The following is a 16,967-nucleotide window of genomic DNA, read 5'->3' as shown; positions in this document are numbered from 1 at the left end:
GGCGCGGCGGCCTCTCGGAATCACGTGCGGGTCGGGGTCAGAAGCTGAAGCACTCGCAATGGATGCGCCCGGGCGGCACCCCGGCCCTCAGCAGCGCGCTCCGCGTCGCCTCGGCCATCCCCGGCGGCCCGCACAGGTAGACGTCGTGCTCGGTCAGCTCCGGCACCAGCGCGAGCAGCGCCTGCGGGGCCAGCGGATCGTAGGCGGCGTCGGAGGACCCGAGCAGGTAGTGCAGCCCGGCCTGCCGCTCGGCGGCGATGGCCTCCAGCTCCGAGCGCAGCACCAGGTGCTCCGCGGCCCCGGCCCGGTAGAGCAGCGTGACCTCCCCCGGCCCGCCGGGCAGCGTCTCGAACAGCGCCCGCATCGGCGTGATGCCGACCCCGCCCGCGATCAGCAGCACCTTGGGCCGGGTCCGCCGGGCGGCGGTGAGCGCCCCGAAGGGCCCGGTGGCGATGACCCTGGTCCCGGGGCGCAGCCGGCGGATCCGGCGGGAGTGCCCGCCGAGCGCCTTCACGGTGATCCGCAGGGCGTGGCCCTGGACCGGCGCGGACAGCGAGAACGGCAGGGCGGTGTGCCACAGCCGGCGCTGCAGGAACCGCCAGCGCAGGAACTGGCCCGGCTCCGCGCGCAGTTCCGCCAGGTGCTGCCCGTACACGACGACGGAGACCACCCCGGGCCCCTCGACCCGCACCTCGGCGACCCGCAGCGCGTGCCGAAGGGCCTGCCGTACGGGGACCACGGCCCGGTACCAGAGCAGCAGGACGGCGACGCCGGCATGGGCGAGGGCCCAGAACCAGCCGGTCAGGGCGAGATCGGGCCCGGCGAGCTGGTGGCCGAAGGCCAGGGAGGCGGCGAGGTAGACGAGGAGGTGCACCCCGCGCCAGGTTTCGTGGCTGACCCGGCGGCGTACCGCCCGGGCGGAGCTCACCCCGACGGCGGCCAGCAGGGCCGTCCCGGCGAAGGCGGCGGCCACCGCCGGGTAGCCGAACAGGCCCCGGAGGGCGGAGACCACGTCGACGCCCTCGTGGACCGCGTACCCGCACAGGGCGAAGAGGGCGTGCCCGAGGCAGAGCAGCAGCACGTGCCGGCCGCCCCGCGCATGCCAGCGGGCGAGCCGGTCGGCGCCGACCCCGTGCTCGACGGCGGGCACCCTGGCCATCAGGAAGAGCAGTACGAGCACGCCGTACCCGGCGAGCAGGCCGGTCAGGTGCGCGGCGGTGGCGAACAGCGCGTCGAGCCGCGCGGAGGGCCGCACCTGGGCCGCCCACAGCAGCGCCACCAGCCCCGCCCCGCCGAGCATCCCGCCCTTGACCCGCATCGCCGCATCTCGCACGGGGATCACGCTAAGGGCGGCCCGATCCCCGCCGACCTGCCCGAACGCATCCTTAAGCCGCCCTTGAGGGATGCCTCACCGACCCTTAACCCGGGCGCTGAGGTGCGCGTTCCGTCCGGGTAACAGCGGCGATGCGGCGGGGAAACAGCGAACGCGCACGCTCGTGCCATGACCTCGGAACAGCGGCGCGTGGTGGTGATCGGCGGCGGCCTCGCGGGCCTGCGGCTCGCCGCACGGCTGGGCGCGCGGGACGGCGCGCAGGACGGCGCGCGCACGGAGGTGACGGTCCTCGGCGAGGAGTCGCACGTTCCGTACAACCGGGTCCTGCTGGCGGAGGTCCTCGCGGGCCGGTACGCACCGGAGGTGACGGCCCTCCCGGACGCCGGCCCGGCGCTGCGGCGGGGCGTCCGCGCGGTCCGCGTCGACCGCGCCGACCGGACGGTCCACTGCGACGACGGCAGCACCGAGCGGTACGACGCGCTGGTCCTGGCCACGGGCTCGAACGCGGTCCTCCCGCCGCTGCGCGGCCTGTTCGAGCCGGCGGGGCGGGAACTCCCCGACGGGGTGCACGCGTTCCGCACCATGGACGACTGCCTCGCCCTGACGGCCGCGGTGGCCGCGGGGTCCGGCGTGCGCGCCGTGGTGATCGGCGGCGGCCTCCTCGGCGTCTCCGCGGCCCGCGCCCTGGCCGAGCGCGGCGCCCAGGTGGTCCTGGCCCAGCAGGGCGAACGGCTGATGGAGCGCCAGCTGGACGCCGATGCCTCGGCGCTGCTGCACGCCCACCTGACCAGCCTCTCCATCGAGGTCCACACCGGGTGCCGGGTCCGCGGCCTGACGGTGAAGGCGCGGGGTGCGGCCGGCCGGCGCGTCACCGGGGTCGAGTTCGCCGACGGATACCGGCTCGACGCCGATGTCGTCGTACTGGCCTGCGGCGTGCGGCCCCGGACCGGGCTCGCGCTCGCCGCCGGGCTCGACGTGCGCACCGGGATCGTGGTGGACGACCGGCTGCGGACCAGCGATCCCCGCATCCACGCCATCGGCGACTGCGCCGAGCACGACGGCCGGGTGTACGGCCTCGCGGGCCCCGCCCTGGAACAGGCGGACGCCCTGGCGGAGCAGCTGGGCGCCACCACCGGCGGGGCCGCCCCCGGATACACCGGAACCCGCGCCCTCACCCGCCTCACCCTCGGCACGGCCGCGGGCACCGCCACCGCTCCCGGCGGCCCCGGCCCGCTCGACCTCGCCGCCTTCGGCGAGACCACCCCGCTCCCCGGTGACGACGTGGTCCGCCTCGCCGACGCCACCCGCCGGACCTACCGGAAGGTCGTCGTCCGCGGCGACCGCCTCGTCGGCGGGGTCCTCCTCGGCGAACTCTCCACCGTGGGCGCCCTCGCCCGCAGCTGGGAGGACGCCGAGGCCCTGACCGACCTGTTCCACCTGCTCACCGACGACGGAGGCTCCTGATCATGGCCGCAGCCACGCCCACGCCCACCCCCGCCATCGTGCTCATCGGTCACGGCATGGTCGGCCAGCGCTACCTGGAGGCCCTCGCCGAGCGCGGGGCCACCGCCACGCACCGGATCACCGTCCTCTGCGAGGAACCCCGGCCCGCCTACGACCGCGTGCACCTCACCTCGTACTTCTCCGGCAGCACCCCCGAGGACCTCTCCCTCACCCCCGCCGGGTTCATGGAGCAGCACGGCATCGAGCTGCACCTCGGCGACCCGGCCGAGTCCATCGACCGCGACGCCCGCACCGTCACCTCCCGCTCCGGGCGGGTGTTCCCGTACGACGTGCTGGTCCTCGCGACCGGCAGCCACCCCTTCGTGCCGCCCGTCCCCGGCAAGGACGCCCCCGGCTGCTTCGTCTACCGCACCATCGAGGACCTGCTCGCGATCGAGGAGTACGCGAAGGCCCTCCCCCGGACTCCGTCCGGGGGAGCCCCCGGCGGCGCGGTCGTCGGCGGCGGGCTCCTCGGACTGGAGGCGGCCGGCGCCCTCAAGGGTCTCGGCCTCGCCACCCGCGTCGTGGAGTTCGCCCCGCGCCTGATGCCCGTCCAGATCGACGACGGCGGCGGCGCGGCCCTGCTGCGCACCATCGAGTCGATGGGGCTGACGGTCCACACCGGCGTCGGCACCCAGGAGGTGCTCACCGGAGCCGACGGCTCCGTCAGCGGCATGCGGCTCTCCGACGGCTCCACCGTCGACACCGGCCTCGTCGTCTTCTCCGCCGGGGTCCGGCCCCGCGACCAGCTCGCCCGCGCCTCGGGCCTGACCGTCGGCGAGCGCGGCGGCATCGGCGTCGACTCCCGCTGCCGCACCTCCGACCCGCGCGTCTACGCCATCGGCGAGTGCGCGCTGGCCGCAGACGGCCGGGTGTACGGGCTGGTCGGCCCCGGGTACGAGATGGCCGAGACGGCCGCCGAGGACCTCCTGGGCCGGGACAAGGAGTTCACCGGAGCCGACCTCTCCACCAAGCTCAAGCTGCTCGGCGTGGACGTGGCCTCCTTCGGCGACGCCCACGGCGCGGCCCCCGGCAGCCTCGACGTCGTCTACTCCGACTCCCGCTCCGGGATCTACAAGAAGCTGGTCGTCTCCCCCGACGGGGTCCTGCTCGGCGGGGTCCTGGTGGGCGACGCCGACTCGTACGGCCTGCTGCGCCCGCTCACCGGCAGCGTCCCGCCGGTCAGCCCGGACCAGCTGGTCCTGCCCGCCGGCCTCGGCGCACCCGTCGCGCTCGGCCCGTCGGCGCTGCCCGACTCCGCGGTGATCTGCTCCTGCCACAACGTCGCCAAGAAGGAGATCACCGCCTGTTCGACCCTCCCCGAGGTCAAGCAGTGCACGAAGGCGGGCACCGGCTGCGGCAGCTGCGTCAAGATGATCGGCCAGCTGCTGCCCGCGGCCGCCGACAAGGGGCTGTGCGGTTGCTTCCCCTTCACCCGCGCCGAGCTCTACGAGATCGTCCGCACCCGCCGCCTGACCTCGTACGAGCAGCTCCTCGACGGGCACGGCCGGGAGGAGGCCCGCGGCGGCGACGGCTGCGAGGTCTGCAAGCCGACGGTCGGCTCGATCATCGCCTCGCTCGCCCCCACGCTCGGCGCGAGCGGCTACGTCCTCGACGGGGAGCAGGCCGCCCTCCAGGACACCAACGACCACTTCCTCGCGAACCTCCAGCGCAACGGCTCGTACTCGGTCGTCCCGCGGATCCCGGGCGGTGAGATCACCCCCGACAAGCTCATCGTGATCGGCGAGGTGGCCCGCGACTTCGGGCTCTACACGAAGATCACCGGTGGCCAGCGCATCGACCTCTTCGGGGCCAGCGTGGACCAGCTCCCGCGGATCTGGGCCCGGCTCGTGGAGGCCGGGTTCGAGTCCGGGCACGCGTACGGCAAGGCCCTGCGCACGGTGAAGTCCTGCGTGGGCCAGACCTGGTGCCGGTACGGGGTCCAGGACTCCGTCCGCATGGCCATCGACCTGGAGCTGCGCTACCGGGGCCTGCGCGCCCCGCACAAGCTCAAGTCGGCGGTCTCCGGCTGCGCCCGCGAGTGCGCGGAGGCGCAGAGCAAGGATTTCGGGGTCATCGCGACGGCCAACGGCTGGAACCTCTACGTCGGCGGGAACGGCGGGGCCACCCCGCGCCACGCGGACCTGCTGGCCCAGGACCTGTCGGACGCGGAACTGGTCCGGCTCATCGACCGGTTCCTGATGTTCTACATCCGCACGGCGGACCGGCTGGAGCGCACCTCCACCTGGCTGGACCGGCTGGAGGGCGGCCTGGACCACCTGCGGGACGTGGTCGTGCACGACTCGCTCGGGCTGTGCGCGGAGCTGGAGTCGCTGATGGCCGACCACGTGGCCCACTACCGGGACGAATGGGCCGAGACCTTGCAGGACCCGGAGCGGCTGCGGCGGTTCGTGTCCTTCGTGAACGCGCCCGGCGCTCCCGACCCGACCGTGAAGTTCGTTCCCGAACGCGACCAGGTCAAGCCCGACCTGACCATTCTCGACATCCGGCCGCTGGAGGCCGTGGGAGGCACCCGATGACCGTGGAACTGCACGTGAGCGAAGGCTGGCTGACGGTGTGCGAACTGTCCGACCTGACCCCCGGGCGGGGGGTGGCGGTCCTGCTGCCCGACGGGAGCCAGGCCGCGGTGTTCATCGACCGGTCGGGGCGCACGTACGCCATCGACAACCGTGATCCGTTCACCGGGGCGGCCGTGCTCTCGCGGGGGCTGGTCGGGTGCGCGCAGGGCAGGCCCTTCGTCGCCTCGCCGCTGCTGAAGCAGCGCTTCGACCTCGTCTCGGGGCGCTGCCTGGACGACGAGGCGGAGGCGGTCCGGACCTACCCGGTGCGGACCGCCGTGACCTCGGCCGCGGTGGCGTAGCGGGGCATCAGCCCTGGACGGCCGCCGGGTCCATCCAGACGTACTCCCAGACGTGGCCCTCCAGGTCCTCGAACGCACGGCCGTACATGAAGCCGAGGTCCTGGGCCGGGCGGGGCTCGGTGGCGCCCGCCGCGAGGGCGGCGCCGACCACCTCGTCGACCTGCTCCCGGCTCTCCGCGCTCAGGGCGAGCATCACCTCGGTGGTCTTGGTGGCGTCCGCGACCTCCTTGGTCGCGAAGTCCTTGAAGCGGGCCTCGGTCATCAGCATCGCGAAGATCGTGTCGCTGATGACCAGGCAGCCGGTCTGCTCGTCGCTGAACTGGGGGTTGAAGGAGTAGCCGAGCTTGACCCAGAACGCCTTGGCGGCCTCGATGTCCTTGACCGGCAGGTTGACGAAGATCATGGTGGGCATCTCGGTCCCTCTTCTCTCGTGTGTGCGTCGCGTGCGTCTCGTGTGCGCTTTCGAGAGATAGACCGGGGGCACCGGGAAAACTCATCGCTCCCGCGGAAATTTCTCCGGGAGCTGCGCCGCCGGTTCCCCGCGGACCGCCGGACGGGCGCGTTTACGCAGGTCAGGCCGGTGAGCGGAGCTGCAGGGCGGCCAGCGGGACGAATCCTTGGGCGTCCTCCCGCCGGAGCAGCGCGGGGTCCGTCCCGGCCAGGCGCCTGTGCAGGGCCAGGGCGATCCGCTCGCCCGTCGCCTTGGCCCGCTCCGCGTTCGGTCCCCGGTACAGGCCGTCGACGGCGGCGTTCCACAGCTGGACCCAGCGCCCGAAGTCCTCGGCGGTCATCGCCCGCGCCGTGTGCAGGGCCGCGTGCGGGCCGAAGGCGTCGCGTCCGTAACCGGCCGTGCGGAACAGGGCCCGCTCCCAGAAATCCGTGATGCGGGGCAGATGGACCTCCAGGTCCGTGCCGGCGATCTCGGTGAAGAACGGCCCGATCCGCCGGTCGGCGAAAGCGGCGGTGTAGAAGCGGCGCAGCACGACGGTGAGGTCGGCGCGGCCGCAGATGTCTTTGTCCGCGGCGAACTGGTTCATGGCTTCACCATCCTGGCGCACGCGGGGGTGTCCCAGGGCGGAAAGTCCCGCCGTTCGTCACTTCGTGCGGACCGCGGGCGAACCGGTTGTCCGTGCAGGGGCCGCCGGGCGGCCCCCGGCCCGGACCGGCCGGACGGCCCGTACGGCCGCTCCCGGGGGCCTCGGCGGCCTGCGGGACCGGCCGGACCGGCCGCCCCCGCAGGCCGGTCCGGCAGGGCCGCTAGGAGGCCACCGCTCCGCCCTTCAGCAGCGCGGCCCCCAGAGGGGTCACCGTGTGCAGCACGGCATTGCCCCGGCGCAGGGTGGTCACCAGGCCCGCCTCGCGCATCACGCAGGCGTGCTGGCTCGCGGAGGCCAGCGAGACCCCGGCCCGGCGGGCCAGCTCGCTGGTCGTGGCGCCGTCGCCGATGGCCCGCAGCACCACCGAGCGGGTGTGCCCGACGAGCTTGCCCAGGGTGCGCTGGCGCTGCTCCTCCAAGGGGCGAATCGATTCACCCGAGGCGGAGGCCGAGGCCAGCTGCGCCGCCGCCGGATAGACCAGCACCGGCGGCAGCTCCGGGTCGTGCAGGGTCACGGCGGTGCGCCGGCAGAAGAACGACGGCTGGAGCAGCAGCCCGCGCCCCCGCAGCCGTACGTCGCGGTCGACCGGGTAGTCGCACTCCAGGACCGGCGCCCGCCAGCGCAGCATCGGCGGCAGCGAGGCCAGCAGCTCGTCCGCGCCCCCGTCCAGCAGGGCCCGGCCGCGCGCGGCCCGCTCGGCCTCGATCTGGGCCTGTATGTGGGTCCAGTACGGCTCCACGGCCGCCCGGTGGTAGCCGCGCAGCTCGCCCAGCAGCCTCGGCAGGTGCTTGGTGCCGCCCTCCATGAAGTCCCGCAGCCGCCGCGGGACCGGCGCGTCGGCGCCCCCGCTGACGGCCGAGGGCATGCCGAAGGCGGCCCCGACACCGGTGCCCGCGCCCAGCAGCGCCAGCTCGCGCCGCATCCGCTCGGGACGGATCCCGCGCAGGGCGTCCAGGCCCACGTCCCACCCGTACTGCCCCTCCACAGGGGTCAGGAAATCGGGAAAATAACCACGACTCGGTATGAGCGCACCGAGCAAACGTGTTTCACTATTCAACCTGCTCCGGGTTTCCGTACGCCATTCACCGAAGAGCCGGGCATCACGCCGGTCTCTTAAGCGGTGAAAACTCAGAATCGTTTCCCACAACGCATCGGGACGCCCTGCCATCCGTACGCGTGCCAGGTCCACTCCAGTGAAATGGATACGCAGCACCGAACCCCCACCTGTGCAACCGCAATCCCCCCGCTCCATGAGTATGCATGCCGTCACACGACGTCACCACGCCCTTTCAGCCACAGTTGAAACCCCTTTCGGCGGGGGCGTGACAACCGAAATCCTGTACTCCGCCAGGCACACTCCGGTGCGACCGAAACGCTCCGTGAAGGCCGTGGGGGGCTTTGCGGGGCCTGGCGGTCGGTCGCACCGGGAAGCGCCGACGTGCCTGGCAGATTGCCGGCAGGCGGTGGACGGGTGGGGATCCGTCCACCGCCTGCTGGCGTAAAGATTTGTTGAACGACAAAAAGAGGCGCGTCCGCCCTCGGGGGTCAGGGAACCCGGGGGCGGACGCGCAGTCAGCGGGCCGTGTCAGGCCTGGAGGGACTCAGCGGCTGTCGCTGCCCTTCGCCTCGGCGGCGGCACGGCCGGCCTCCAGGCGCGCCACCGGAATCCGGAAGGGCGAGCAGGAGACGTAGTCGAGACCCACCTCGTGGAAGAAGTGGACGGACTCGGGGTCGCCGCCGTGCTCGCCGCAGACGCCGAGCTTGAGGTCGGGGCGGGTCTCCCGGCCGGCCTGGACCGCGCTGCGGACCAGGGCGCCGACACCGTCCTTGTCGATGGTCTCGAACGGCGAGACCCCGAAGATGCCCTTCTCCAGGTACGCGGTGAAGAAGCTGGCCTCGACGTCGTCGCGGGAGAAGCCCCACACCGTCTGGGTCAGGTCGTTCGTGCCGAAGGAGAAGAACTGCGCGGCCTCGGCGATCTGGCCGGCGGTCAGGGCGGCGCGCGGCAGCTCGATCATCGTGCCGATGGACAGCTTGAGGCTGGTGCCCGTGGCGGCCTCGACCTCGGCGATGACCGCGTCGGCCTCCTCGCGGACGATCTCGAGCTCCTGGACGGTGCCCACGAGCGGGACCATGATCTCGGCCCGCGGGTCGCCCTTGGCGTTCTTGCGCTCGGCCGCGGCCTCGGCGATCGCCCGGACCTGCATGGCGAACAGACCGGGGATGACCAGGCCGAGGCGGACGCCGCGCAGACCCAGCATCGGGTTCTGCTCGTGCAGCTTGTGCACGGCCTGGAGCAGGCGCAGGTCGTTCTCGTTGGCGTCCTTGCGGGCCTCGGCGAGGGCGACGCGCACCGACAGCTCGGTGATGTCGGGCAGGAACTCGTGCAGCGGCGGGTCGAGGAGACGGACGGTGACGGGCAGTCCGTCCATCGCCTCGAACAGCTCGACGAAGTCCTTCTTCTGGAGCGGCAGGAGGGCACTCAGTGCCGCCTCGCGCTCCTTGTCGGTGTCCGCGAGGATCAGGTGCTCGACCAGCTCGCGGCGCTCGCCGAGGAACATGTGCTCGGTGCGGCACAGGCCGATGCCCTGGGCGCCGAAGCGGCGGGCGCGCAGCGCGTCCTCGGCGTTGTCGGCGTTGGCGCGCACCCGCAGCCGGCGGACGCGGTCCGCGTAGGCCATGATCCGGTGGACGGCCTGGACGAGCTCGTCGGCGTCGTCGGCGCCGGCGTGCATGCGGCCCTCGAAGTACTCGACGACCGGGGACGGTACGACGGGTACCTCACCGAGGTAGACCTTGCCGGTGGAGCCGTCGATGGAGACGACGTCGCCCTCCTCGACCACCGTGCCGCCGACCGTCATCCGGCGGCGCTTGGTGTCGACCTCGAGGTCCTCCGCGCCGCAGACGCAGGTCTTGCCCATGCCGCGGGCCACGACGGCGGCGTGCGAGGTCTTGCCGCCGCGCGAGGTCAGGATGCCCTCGGCGGCGATCATGCCGTCCAGGTCGTCCGGGTTGGTCTCGCGGCGGATCAGGATGACCTTCTCGCCGGAGCGGGACCACTTGACGGCCGTGTACGAGTCGAAGACGGCCTTGCCGACGGCCGCGCCCGGGGAGGCGGCGATGCCGCGGCCGAGCAGCTCGGTGCTGGCGCCCTCGTCGAAGCGCGGGAACATCAGCTGGGCGAGCTGGGCGCCGTTGACGCGCTGGAGCGCCTCGGCCTCGTCGATGAGGCCCTGGTCCACGAGCTGGGTGGCGATGCGGAAGGCGGCGCCGGCGGTGCGCTTGCCGACGCGGGTCTGCAGCATCCACAGCTGGCCGCGCTCGATGGTGAACTCGATGTCGCAGAGATCCTTGTAGTGGGTCTCCAGCGTCGTCATGATCGTCATGAGCTGGTCGTACGAAGCCTTGTCGATCGACTCCAGGTCCGCCAGCGGGACGGTGTTGCGGATGCCCGCGACGACGTCCTCGCCCTGGGCGTTCTGCAGGTAGTCGCCGTAGACGCCCGCGTGGCCGCTGGCCGGGTCGCGGGTGAAGGCGACGCCGGTGCCGGAGTCGGGGCCCAGGTTGCCGAAGACCATGGAGCAGATGTTGACCGCGGTGCCCAGGTCGCTCGGGATGCGCTCCTGGCGGCGGTAGAGCTTGGCGCGGTCGGTGTTCCAGGAGTTGAAGACCGCCTCGACGGCGAGGTCGAGCTGCTCGCGGGCGTCCTGCGGGAACTCGCGGCCGGCCTGCTCGGCGACGATCTTCTTGAAGCGGGTGACCAGCTTCTTGAGGTCGGCGGCGTCGAGGTCGGTGTCGACGGTGACCTTCTTGGCGGTCTTGGCCTCGTCGAGGGCGTCCTCGAAGAGCTCGCCCTCGACGCCGAGGACGGTCTTGCCGAACATCTGGATGAGGCGGCGGTACGAGTCCCACGCGAAGCGCTCGTTGCCGGCCTGGGAGGCGAGGCCGGCCACGGACTCGTCGGAGAGGCCGATGTTGAGGACCGTGTCCATCATGCCCGGCATCGAGAACTTGGCACCGGAACGCACGGAGACCAGCAGCGGGTCGTCCGACTGGCCGAGCTTCTTGCCCATCTTCGCCTCGAGGGCCGCCAGGTGGGCGCTGACCTCGTCGCGCAGCGCGGCCGGGGCCTCACCGCTGTCGAGGTAGACCTTGCAGGCCTCGGTGGTGATGGTGAAGCCGGGAGGGACCGGCAGACCCAGGTTGGTCATCTCGGCGAGGTTGGCCCCCTTGCCGCCGAGAAGGTCCTTGAGGTCGCGGTTTCCCTCGGTGAAGTCGTAGACGAACTTCTGATCTTTGTTTTCCGACACGGGTCTCGACTCCTCGAGGACTCGGTGGCTGCCCTGACGGCCAGGAACATACCCAGATCGAAGGCTTCTGGGTACGTCCACTTGGTCGTCATGTGCCTGTAACCACTCGTGCGCCACCAGATCGAAAGTAACCGATGGGTAGCCAGAACATACGAAGAGCGTTCACCTCCCGAAACCGGAAGGGCCTCCTGGGGCCTGTTTCCGCTCGGATGAGCGATCATCGATACATTTGCGTTCAAGTCTTGAACGCACAAAGGGTGGCACCCAGTGCCACCCTTTGGAAGTCATACCCGTGATTTTCGCGCTCATGTGAGCGCAACCCCACCCATGCGTGGCGTATGTCACGCCGCTGGTGGCATAGTTTGTCAGCTGATTCTCAGCCCCCGGACGTGTCCAGTTCGGCATCCTCGCTCACGCCCGCGCAGTCGTACGGATCCTTCAGCCAGCCATCCGGGAGGACAACCCGGTTATTTCCGGACGTCCGGCCGCGCGGGCCGTCCGCGCTCTCGGGCCACGCCTGGTCCAGGTCGAGCTCGCTCAGATGAGCGTTCAGCTCGGCCAGGGACGAGGTGACCGCGAGCTTCTTCCGCATCTCGGAACCCACCGAGAAGCCCTTGAGGTACCAGGCCACGTGCTTACGGAAGTCGATCACCCCGCGCGCCTCGTCACCGATCCACTCCCCCAGCAGCTGGGCGTGCCGGTGCATGGTGGCCGCGACCTCGCGCAGCGTGGGCTTGTGGAAGTCCTCGGGGCGGCCCTCGAAGGCTGCGACCAGGTCGTTGAACAGCCAGGGGCGGCCGAGGCAGCCGCGTCCCACGACCACGCCGTCACAGCCGGTCTCGCGGACCATGCGCAGCGCGTCCTCGGCGCACCAGATGTCGCCGTTGCCGAGCACCGGGATCTCCGGCACGTGCTCCTTGAGCCGCGCGATGGCGTCCCAGTCGGCGGTGCCGCCGTAGTGCTGGGCCGTGGTGCGCCCGTGCAGGGCGATGGCGGTGACGCCCTCCTCGACGGCGATGCGGCCGGCGTCCAGGTAGGTGAGGTGGTCGTCGTTGATGCCCTTGCGCATCTTCATGGTGACCGGCAGGTCGCCGGCGCCCGCGACCGCCTCGCGCAGGATCGCGCGCAGCAGGTTCCGCTTGTACGGGAGGGCGGAGCCGCCGCCCTTGCGGGTCACCTTGGGCACCGGGCAGCCGAAGTTCAGGTCGATGTGGTCGGCGCGGTCCTCTTCGACGATCATGCGGACCGCCTTGCCGACCGTCGCCGGGTCGACTCCGTACAGCTGGATCGAGCGAGGCTTCTCGGTCTCGTCGAAGTGGATCAGCTGCATGGTCTTCTCGTTGCGCTCGACCAGGGCGCGGGTCGTGATCATCTCGCTCACGAACAGTCCCTTGCCGCCGCTGAACTCCCGGCAGAGGGTGCGGAACGGGGCATTGGTGATGCCGGCCATGGGGGCGAGCACCACAGGGGGCTGCACGGTGTGCGGGCCGATCGCGAGCGGCGGGGGGAGCGTGGTCATCCCCCCATTGTCGCCCAGCCGGAGTGGAGCACGCATCTCTTTAGTTAGGCGTACTATCGGAACCATGTCGGAGTTGAGCCGCCGACGGCGGATGCTGGTCCTGGCGATCTGCTGCATGAGCCTGCTCATCGTCAGCCTCGACGTGACCGTCCTGAACGTCGCCCTTCCCTCGATGCGCCGCGAGCTGGGCGCCTCGGTCTCCGGCATGCAGTGGACGATCGACGCGTACACGCTGGTCCTGGCCTCGCTCCTGATGCTGGCGGGATCCACGGCGGACCGGATCGGACGCCGCAGGGTCTTCACCGTCGGCCTGGTGTTCTTCACGGCCGGCTCGCTGCTCTGCTCGCTGGCGCCGGCGCTGGAGTGGCTGATCGCCTTCCGGATGGTCCAGGCCGTGGGGGGCTCGATGCTCAACCCGGTCGCCATGTCGATCATCACCAACACCTTCACGGATCCGCGCGAGCGGGCCCGGGCCATCGGCGCCTGGGGCGCGGTGGTCGGCATCTCCATGGCCGTGGGACCGCTGATCGGGGGGCTCCTGGTGGAGTCCGTCGGCTGGCGGTCGATTTTCTGGATCAACCTCCCGATCGGGCTGCTGGCCCTGGTCCTGACCCTGCGGTTCGTCCCCGAGTCCCGCGCCGCGCGCCCGCGCCGCCCGGACCCGGTGGGCCAGCTGCTGGTCATGGCCCTGCTGGGCTCCATGACGTACGGGATCATCGAGGCGCCGAGCGCCGGCTGGGACTCCCCGGTCATCCTCGGCTGCGCCGCCCTGGCCGTGGCCTCGCTGGCGGGGCTGCTCCTGTACGAGCCGCGCCGTACGGAGCCGTTGATCGACCCGCGGTTCTTCCGGAGCGCTCCGTTCAGCGGCGCGACGGTGATCGCGATCGGCGCTTTCGCCGCGCTGTCGGGGTTCCTGTTCCTGAACACCCTGTACCTGCAGGAGGTACGGGGGCTCAGCGCGCTCGAGGCCGGGCTCTACATGCTGCCGATGGCCCTGCTCACCTTCCTCTGCGCCCCCCTGTCGGGGCGCCTGGTGGGCAATCGGGGGCCGCGGCCGTCGCTGCTGATCGCGGGGACGGCGATGGCGGCGAGCGGGGTGCTGTTCGCCGCCTTCTCGGCGGAGACGTCGACACCGCTGCTGTTCACCGCGTACGTGCTGTTCGGGCTCGGCTTCGGCATGGTGAACGCGCCCATCACGAACACGGCGGTCTCCGGGATGCCCCGGGCCCAGGCGGGGGTGGCGGCCGCAGTCGCCTCGACCAGCAGGCAGACCGGCGGCACGCTGGGCGTGGCGGTGATCGGCGCGGTCCTGGCGGCCGGGACGGCGGGCGGCGCCGATTTCGTCGAGGCGACGCGGCCGGCCTGGTGGATCATCACGGGCTGCGGACTGCTCGCGCTCGTGGTGGGCGCCGCCACCAGTGGCCGGTGGGCCATGGCGACGGCCGCGCGGACGGCCCGCGCGCTGGAGCAGCCGGCGGCAGGCGCGTCACGGACTTCGGCTCCACCGCGCGGCTGACCCGCGGGACGCGGCCCGGTTCCTACCCGGCCGTGATCCGCCGGACGGGCCGCGGAGCCTGGCCGGGCGCTCGTCCGGGGCTACTCGCCGCATTCGAAGTGTTCGGCGTTCGAGTCGATCCGGCCCAGCAGTGCGCGCAGGGAGTCCTGATCCTGCTGCGAGAACGCCGAGAACAGCGACAGCTCGACCTCGTCGAGCGCCGCGTTCGTCTTGGCGAGGGCGCTCGATCCGGCCTCGGTGATGGCCACGTTGTGACGGCGGCGGTCCGCCGGATCCCGGCGGCGGACGGCCAGGCCCTCGCCCTCCAGGTCGTTCAGGATGCCGACCAGCACGCTCGGATCCACCTCCAGCCGCTCGGCGAGCGCCCGCTGGCCGATCGGGCCGCCCTCCAGGTGCATCAGCGTCATCGCGTGCCGCGGGGTGAGGCCGGCCGTGCTGAGCGCCTTCTTCATGCGGGTCTCGGTGATCGAGCCGTGCCAGGCCAGCAGCAGGCCCAGTCGCTGCGGGGGGTGCGGGGAGTCCTGAGCTGCCGTCATATCGGACATCGTAACAATCGAGGAATGGTTGCAGGGTTTCGATCGTTGATGCTGTTCAATGATTTGAAATCACCGATCATTGGAGTCCGTCATGTTCATTGCCTACGCCGTCGTCGCGGGTCTGCTCGCACTCGTCCTGGCCGCGTCCGCCACCTTCACGCTCCAGCGGAACGAGGCGGTCATGGCGAGCATGCGGAAGGTGGAGGTCCCGGACGCCTGGCTGCCGCGGCTGGCCGCCCTGAAGGCGGCGGGCGCGGCGGGCCTGGTCGCGGGCCTGTGGGTGACGCCGCTGGGCGTGGCCGCCGCCGTCGGCGTGACGCTCTACTTCATCGGCGCGGTCATCAGCCACCTGCGCGTCAAGGACTTCGAGCTGGCCCCGGCGGCCGTCCTCGCCGTGGTCGCGGCGGCGGCGCTGACCCTTCGGTTGGCGGCGTAGCCACCCTGACGGGTGACAAATATTGAAATCTGTCACCCGTCATGCCATGGTTGTTCCATGACCACGAACGAGAACACCCGCACCCTCGGCTCGACCGGCCCCTCCGTCTTCCCGCTGGGGCTGGGCTGCATGGGCATGTCCGCCCTGTACGGGGAAGCCGACCGCACCGAGTCCGTCGCGACCATCCACGCCTACCTGGACGCCGTCCCCGAGGGCGCGAGCGCGCTGCTCGACACCGGGGACTTCTACGGCATGGGGCACAACGAGATGCTCATCGGCGAAGCCCTGCGCACCGCGCCCGCCGCGGCCCGCGAGCAGGCGCTGACCAGCGTGAAGTTCGGCGCCCTGCGCACCGTCGAGGGCGGCTTCACCGGCTATGACGGCCGCCCCGAGGCCGTCAAGAACTTCCTGGCCTACTCGCTCCAGCGCCTGGGCCGGGACCACATCGACGTCTACCGGATCGCCCGCGTCGACCCGTCCGTCCCGATCGAGGAGACCGTCGGCGCCATCGCCGATGCCGTCGAGGCCGGGCACGTACGGCACATCGGCCTCTCCGAGGTCGGTGCGGACACCCTGCGACGGGCCGCGGCCGTGGCGCCGATCTCGGACCTCCAGATCGAGTACTCGCTCATCTCCCGCGGCATCGAGGCCGAGATCCTGCCGACCGCCCGCGAGCTGGGCATCGGGATCACGGCGTACGGGGTGCTGAGCCGCGGCCTGATCAGCGGGCACTTCAGCCGCGACCGGGAGCTGGCGCCCGGCGACTTCCGCGGGATGAGCCCCCGCTTCCAGGGCGAGAACCTGCAGCGCAACCTCGACCTGGTCGACGCCCTGCGCAAGGTCGCCGAGGACAAGGGGGTCAGCGTCGCCCAGACCGCCATCGCCTGGGTGCTCTCGCGAGGCGGGGACATCGTGCCGCTGGTGGGCGCCCGCCGTCGGGACAGACTGACCGAGGCACTGGGTGCCATGGCCGTGGAGCTGACCGACGCGGACCTGGCGGCCATCGAGGAGGCGGTCCCCGCGGGAGCGGCGGCCGGCGACCGGTACCCGCAAGCGCAGATGGCCCACCTCGACAGCGAGCACTGAGCGGGCGGTACGGTCGTACTCATGCCCCCCGCTGCTGCCGAGCCCCTGACCCCCGAGCGCATCCTCGAGACCACCGAGGAAGTGCTGCGCCGCTTCGGCCCCACCAAGGCGACCGTGGTGGACGTGGCCCGCGCCCTGGGCGTCAGCCACGGCAGCGTGTACCGGCACTTCCCGTCGAAGGCGGCGTTGCGCGAGGCCGTCACGGACCGCTGGCTCACCAAGAACGTCGTCCTCCTGGAAGAGATCACGTCGGCCCCCACCGGGACCGCGCCCTCCAAGCTGGAGGCGTGGCTGGAGGCGCTGTTCGAGGCCAAGCGCCACAAGGCGGGTGACGACCCGGAGCTGTTCGCGACGTACACGGTGCTGCTCGCCGAGAACAGCGATGTGGTGGACCAGCATCTGAGCCAGCTGATCGAGCAGTTGTGCCGGATCATCGCGGAGGGCGTCGAGGCGGGCTCGCTCAGTGCCCCCGATGTTCCGGGAGCCGCACGGGCGGTGTTCGACGCCACCGGCCGTTTCCACGATCCGCAGTACGCGCCGGAATGGCAGAAGCCCACGATCACCGCGGAGTTCGAGGCGGTCACCGCGCTCGTGATCCGGGGCCTGCGCGCCTGACCGGCCGCAAGCGTCCGGAACGAGCCGCTCCGGAGGACTTGATGATCATTTGGGGCGGGGCCGTCTTGTCCGTACCCCGTCAAAGTCCATACGTTCCCCCTACCGCACTTCATCAGGCACGTTCCAGGGGGAATC

At 71.8% G+C, this 16,967-nt stretch carries 14 protein-coding genes; 7 read left to right on the top strand and 7 right to left on the bottom strand.

Features of this window, described 5'->3' with window-relative positions; translation table 11 throughout:
- Positions 1 to 37 precede the first annotated feature (37 nt).
- Complete coding sequence (locus ACFY1T_RS05635; protein WP_390787089.1) at positions 38 to 1,333, bottom strand: ferric reductase-like transmembrane domain-containing protein; 1,296 nt, start codon at positions 1,331 to 1,333, stop codon at positions 38 to 40.
- A gap of 168 nt (positions 1,334 to 1,501) precedes the next feature.
- On the opposite strand from ACFY1T_RS05635, the gene ACFY1T_RS05630 reads away from it, so the two are divergent.
- The 3 genes from ACFY1T_RS05630 to nirD are packed head-to-tail and all read left to right on the top strand — an operon-like array spanning position 1,502 to position 5,717.
- Complete coding sequence (locus ACFY1T_RS05630) at positions 1,502 to 2,797, top strand: NAD(P)/FAD-dependent oxidoreductase (protein WP_390787088.1); 1,296 nt, start codon at positions 1,502 to 1,504, stop codon at positions 2,795 to 2,797.
- A 2-nt stretch (positions 2,798 to 2,799) separates the two neighbouring features.
- Positions 2,800 to 5,376, top strand: a complete 2,577-nt coding sequence (nirB, locus tag ACFY1T_RS05625) for a nitrite reductase large subunit NirB (protein ID WP_390787087.1) — start codon at positions 2,800 to 2,802, stop codon at positions 5,374 to 5,376.
- The gene (nirD, locus tag ACFY1T_RS05620; protein WP_030862576.1) at positions 5,373 to 5,717 is read left to right on the top strand and encodes a nitrite reductase small subunit NirD; all 345 of its coding nucleotides are present in this window, start codon (positions 5,373 to 5,375) and stop codon (positions 5,715 to 5,717) included. The genes nirB and nirD overlap by 4 nt, the downstream gene beginning before the upstream one ends.
- A gap of 7 nt (positions 5,718 to 5,724) precedes the next feature.
- Here nirD and ACFY1T_RS05615 read toward each other — a convergent pair whose 3' ends face one another.
- From ACFY1T_RS05615 to dusB, 5 genes are all read right to left on the bottom strand, one after another.
- Positions 5,725 to 6,129, bottom strand: a complete 405-nt coding sequence (locus ACFY1T_RS05615; protein WP_384708734.1) for a VOC family protein — start codon at positions 6,127 to 6,129, stop codon at positions 5,725 to 5,727.
- Between the two features lie 160 nt (positions 6,130 to 6,289).
- Entirely contained in the window at positions 6,290 to 6,754 is a 465-nt protein-coding gene (locus tag ACFY1T_RS05610) for a group III truncated hemoglobin (protein ID WP_390787086.1), read from the bottom strand.
- 220 nt (positions 6,755 to 6,974) lie between these two features.
- On the bottom strand, positions 6,975 to 8,027 hold the full coding sequence (locus tag ACFY1T_RS05605; RefSeq protein ID WP_390787085.1) for a helix-turn-helix domain-containing protein: 1,053 nt from the start codon (positions 8,025 to 8,027) through the stop codon (positions 6,975 to 6,977).
- 388 nt (positions 8,028 to 8,415) lie between these two features.
- Positions 8,416 to 11,124 carry a pyruvate, phosphate dikinase gene (gene ppdK, locus ACFY1T_RS05600; protein ID WP_390787084.1) on the bottom strand — a complete coding sequence of 903 codons (2,709 nt, stop codon included), beginning with the start codon at positions 11,122 to 11,124 and terminating at the stop codon, positions 8,416 to 8,418.
- A 376-nt stretch (positions 11,125 to 11,500) separates the two neighbouring features.
- Positions 11,501 to 12,643 carry a tRNA dihydrouridine synthase DusB gene (gene dusB / locus ACFY1T_RS05595; protein WP_030862564.1) on the bottom strand — a complete coding sequence of 381 codons (1,143 nt, stop codon included), beginning with the start codon at positions 12,641 to 12,643 and terminating at the stop codon, positions 11,501 to 11,503.
- Between the two features lie 64 nt (positions 12,644 to 12,707).
- Here dusB and ACFY1T_RS05590 point away from each other — a divergent pair, with 64 nt between their 5' ends.
- The gene (locus tag ACFY1T_RS05590) at positions 12,708 to 14,159 is read left to right on the top strand and encodes a DHA2 family efflux MFS transporter permease subunit (RefSeq protein ID WP_390787083.1); all 1,452 of its coding nucleotides are present in this window, start codon (positions 12,708 to 12,710) and stop codon (positions 14,157 to 14,159) included.
- Positions 14,160 to 14,239: 80 nt separating this feature from the next.
- Here ACFY1T_RS05590 and ACFY1T_RS05585 read toward each other — a convergent pair whose 3' ends face one another.
- The gene (locus ACFY1T_RS05585; RefSeq protein WP_234435300.1) at positions 14,240 to 14,695 is read right to left on the bottom strand and encodes a MarR family winged helix-turn-helix transcriptional regulator; all 456 of its coding nucleotides are present in this window, start codon (positions 14,693 to 14,695) and stop codon (positions 14,240 to 14,242) included.
- A gap of 91 nt (positions 14,696 to 14,786) precedes the next feature.
- On the opposite strand from ACFY1T_RS05585, the gene ACFY1T_RS05580 reads away from it, so the two are divergent.
- Genes ACFY1T_RS05580 through ACFY1T_RS05570 form a run of 3 tightly spaced genes read left to right on the top strand, consistent with a single transcriptional unit; the run spans position 14,787 to position 16,832 of the window.
- On the top strand, positions 14,787 to 15,131 hold the full coding sequence (locus ACFY1T_RS05580) for a DoxX family protein (RefSeq protein WP_390787082.1): 345 nt from the start codon (positions 14,787 to 14,789) through the stop codon (positions 15,129 to 15,131).
- Positions 15,132 to 15,188: 57 nt separating this feature from the next.
- Positions 15,189 to 16,217 carry an aldo/keto reductase gene (locus ACFY1T_RS05575; protein ID WP_390787081.1) on the top strand — a complete coding sequence of 343 codons (1,029 nt, stop codon included), beginning with the start codon at positions 15,189 to 15,191 and terminating at the stop codon, positions 16,215 to 16,217.
- A gap of 21 nt (positions 16,218 to 16,238) precedes the next feature.
- Complete coding sequence (locus tag ACFY1T_RS05570) at positions 16,239 to 16,832, top strand: TetR family transcriptional regulator (RefSeq protein ID WP_030862553.1); 594 nt, start codon at positions 16,239 to 16,241, stop codon at positions 16,830 to 16,832.
- Positions 16,833 to 16,967 lie beyond the last annotated feature (135 nt).

The sequence above is a fragment of the Streptomyces sp. NPDC001194 genome (assembly GCF_042896985.1).
In the GTDB taxonomy this organism is placed as follows: domain Bacteria; phylum Actinomycetota; class Actinomycetes; order Streptomycetales; family Streptomycetaceae; genus Streptomyces.
The sequence above is the reverse complement of the archived record's forward strand: the minus strand, read 5'-3'. Positions and strand labels throughout refer to the sequence as shown.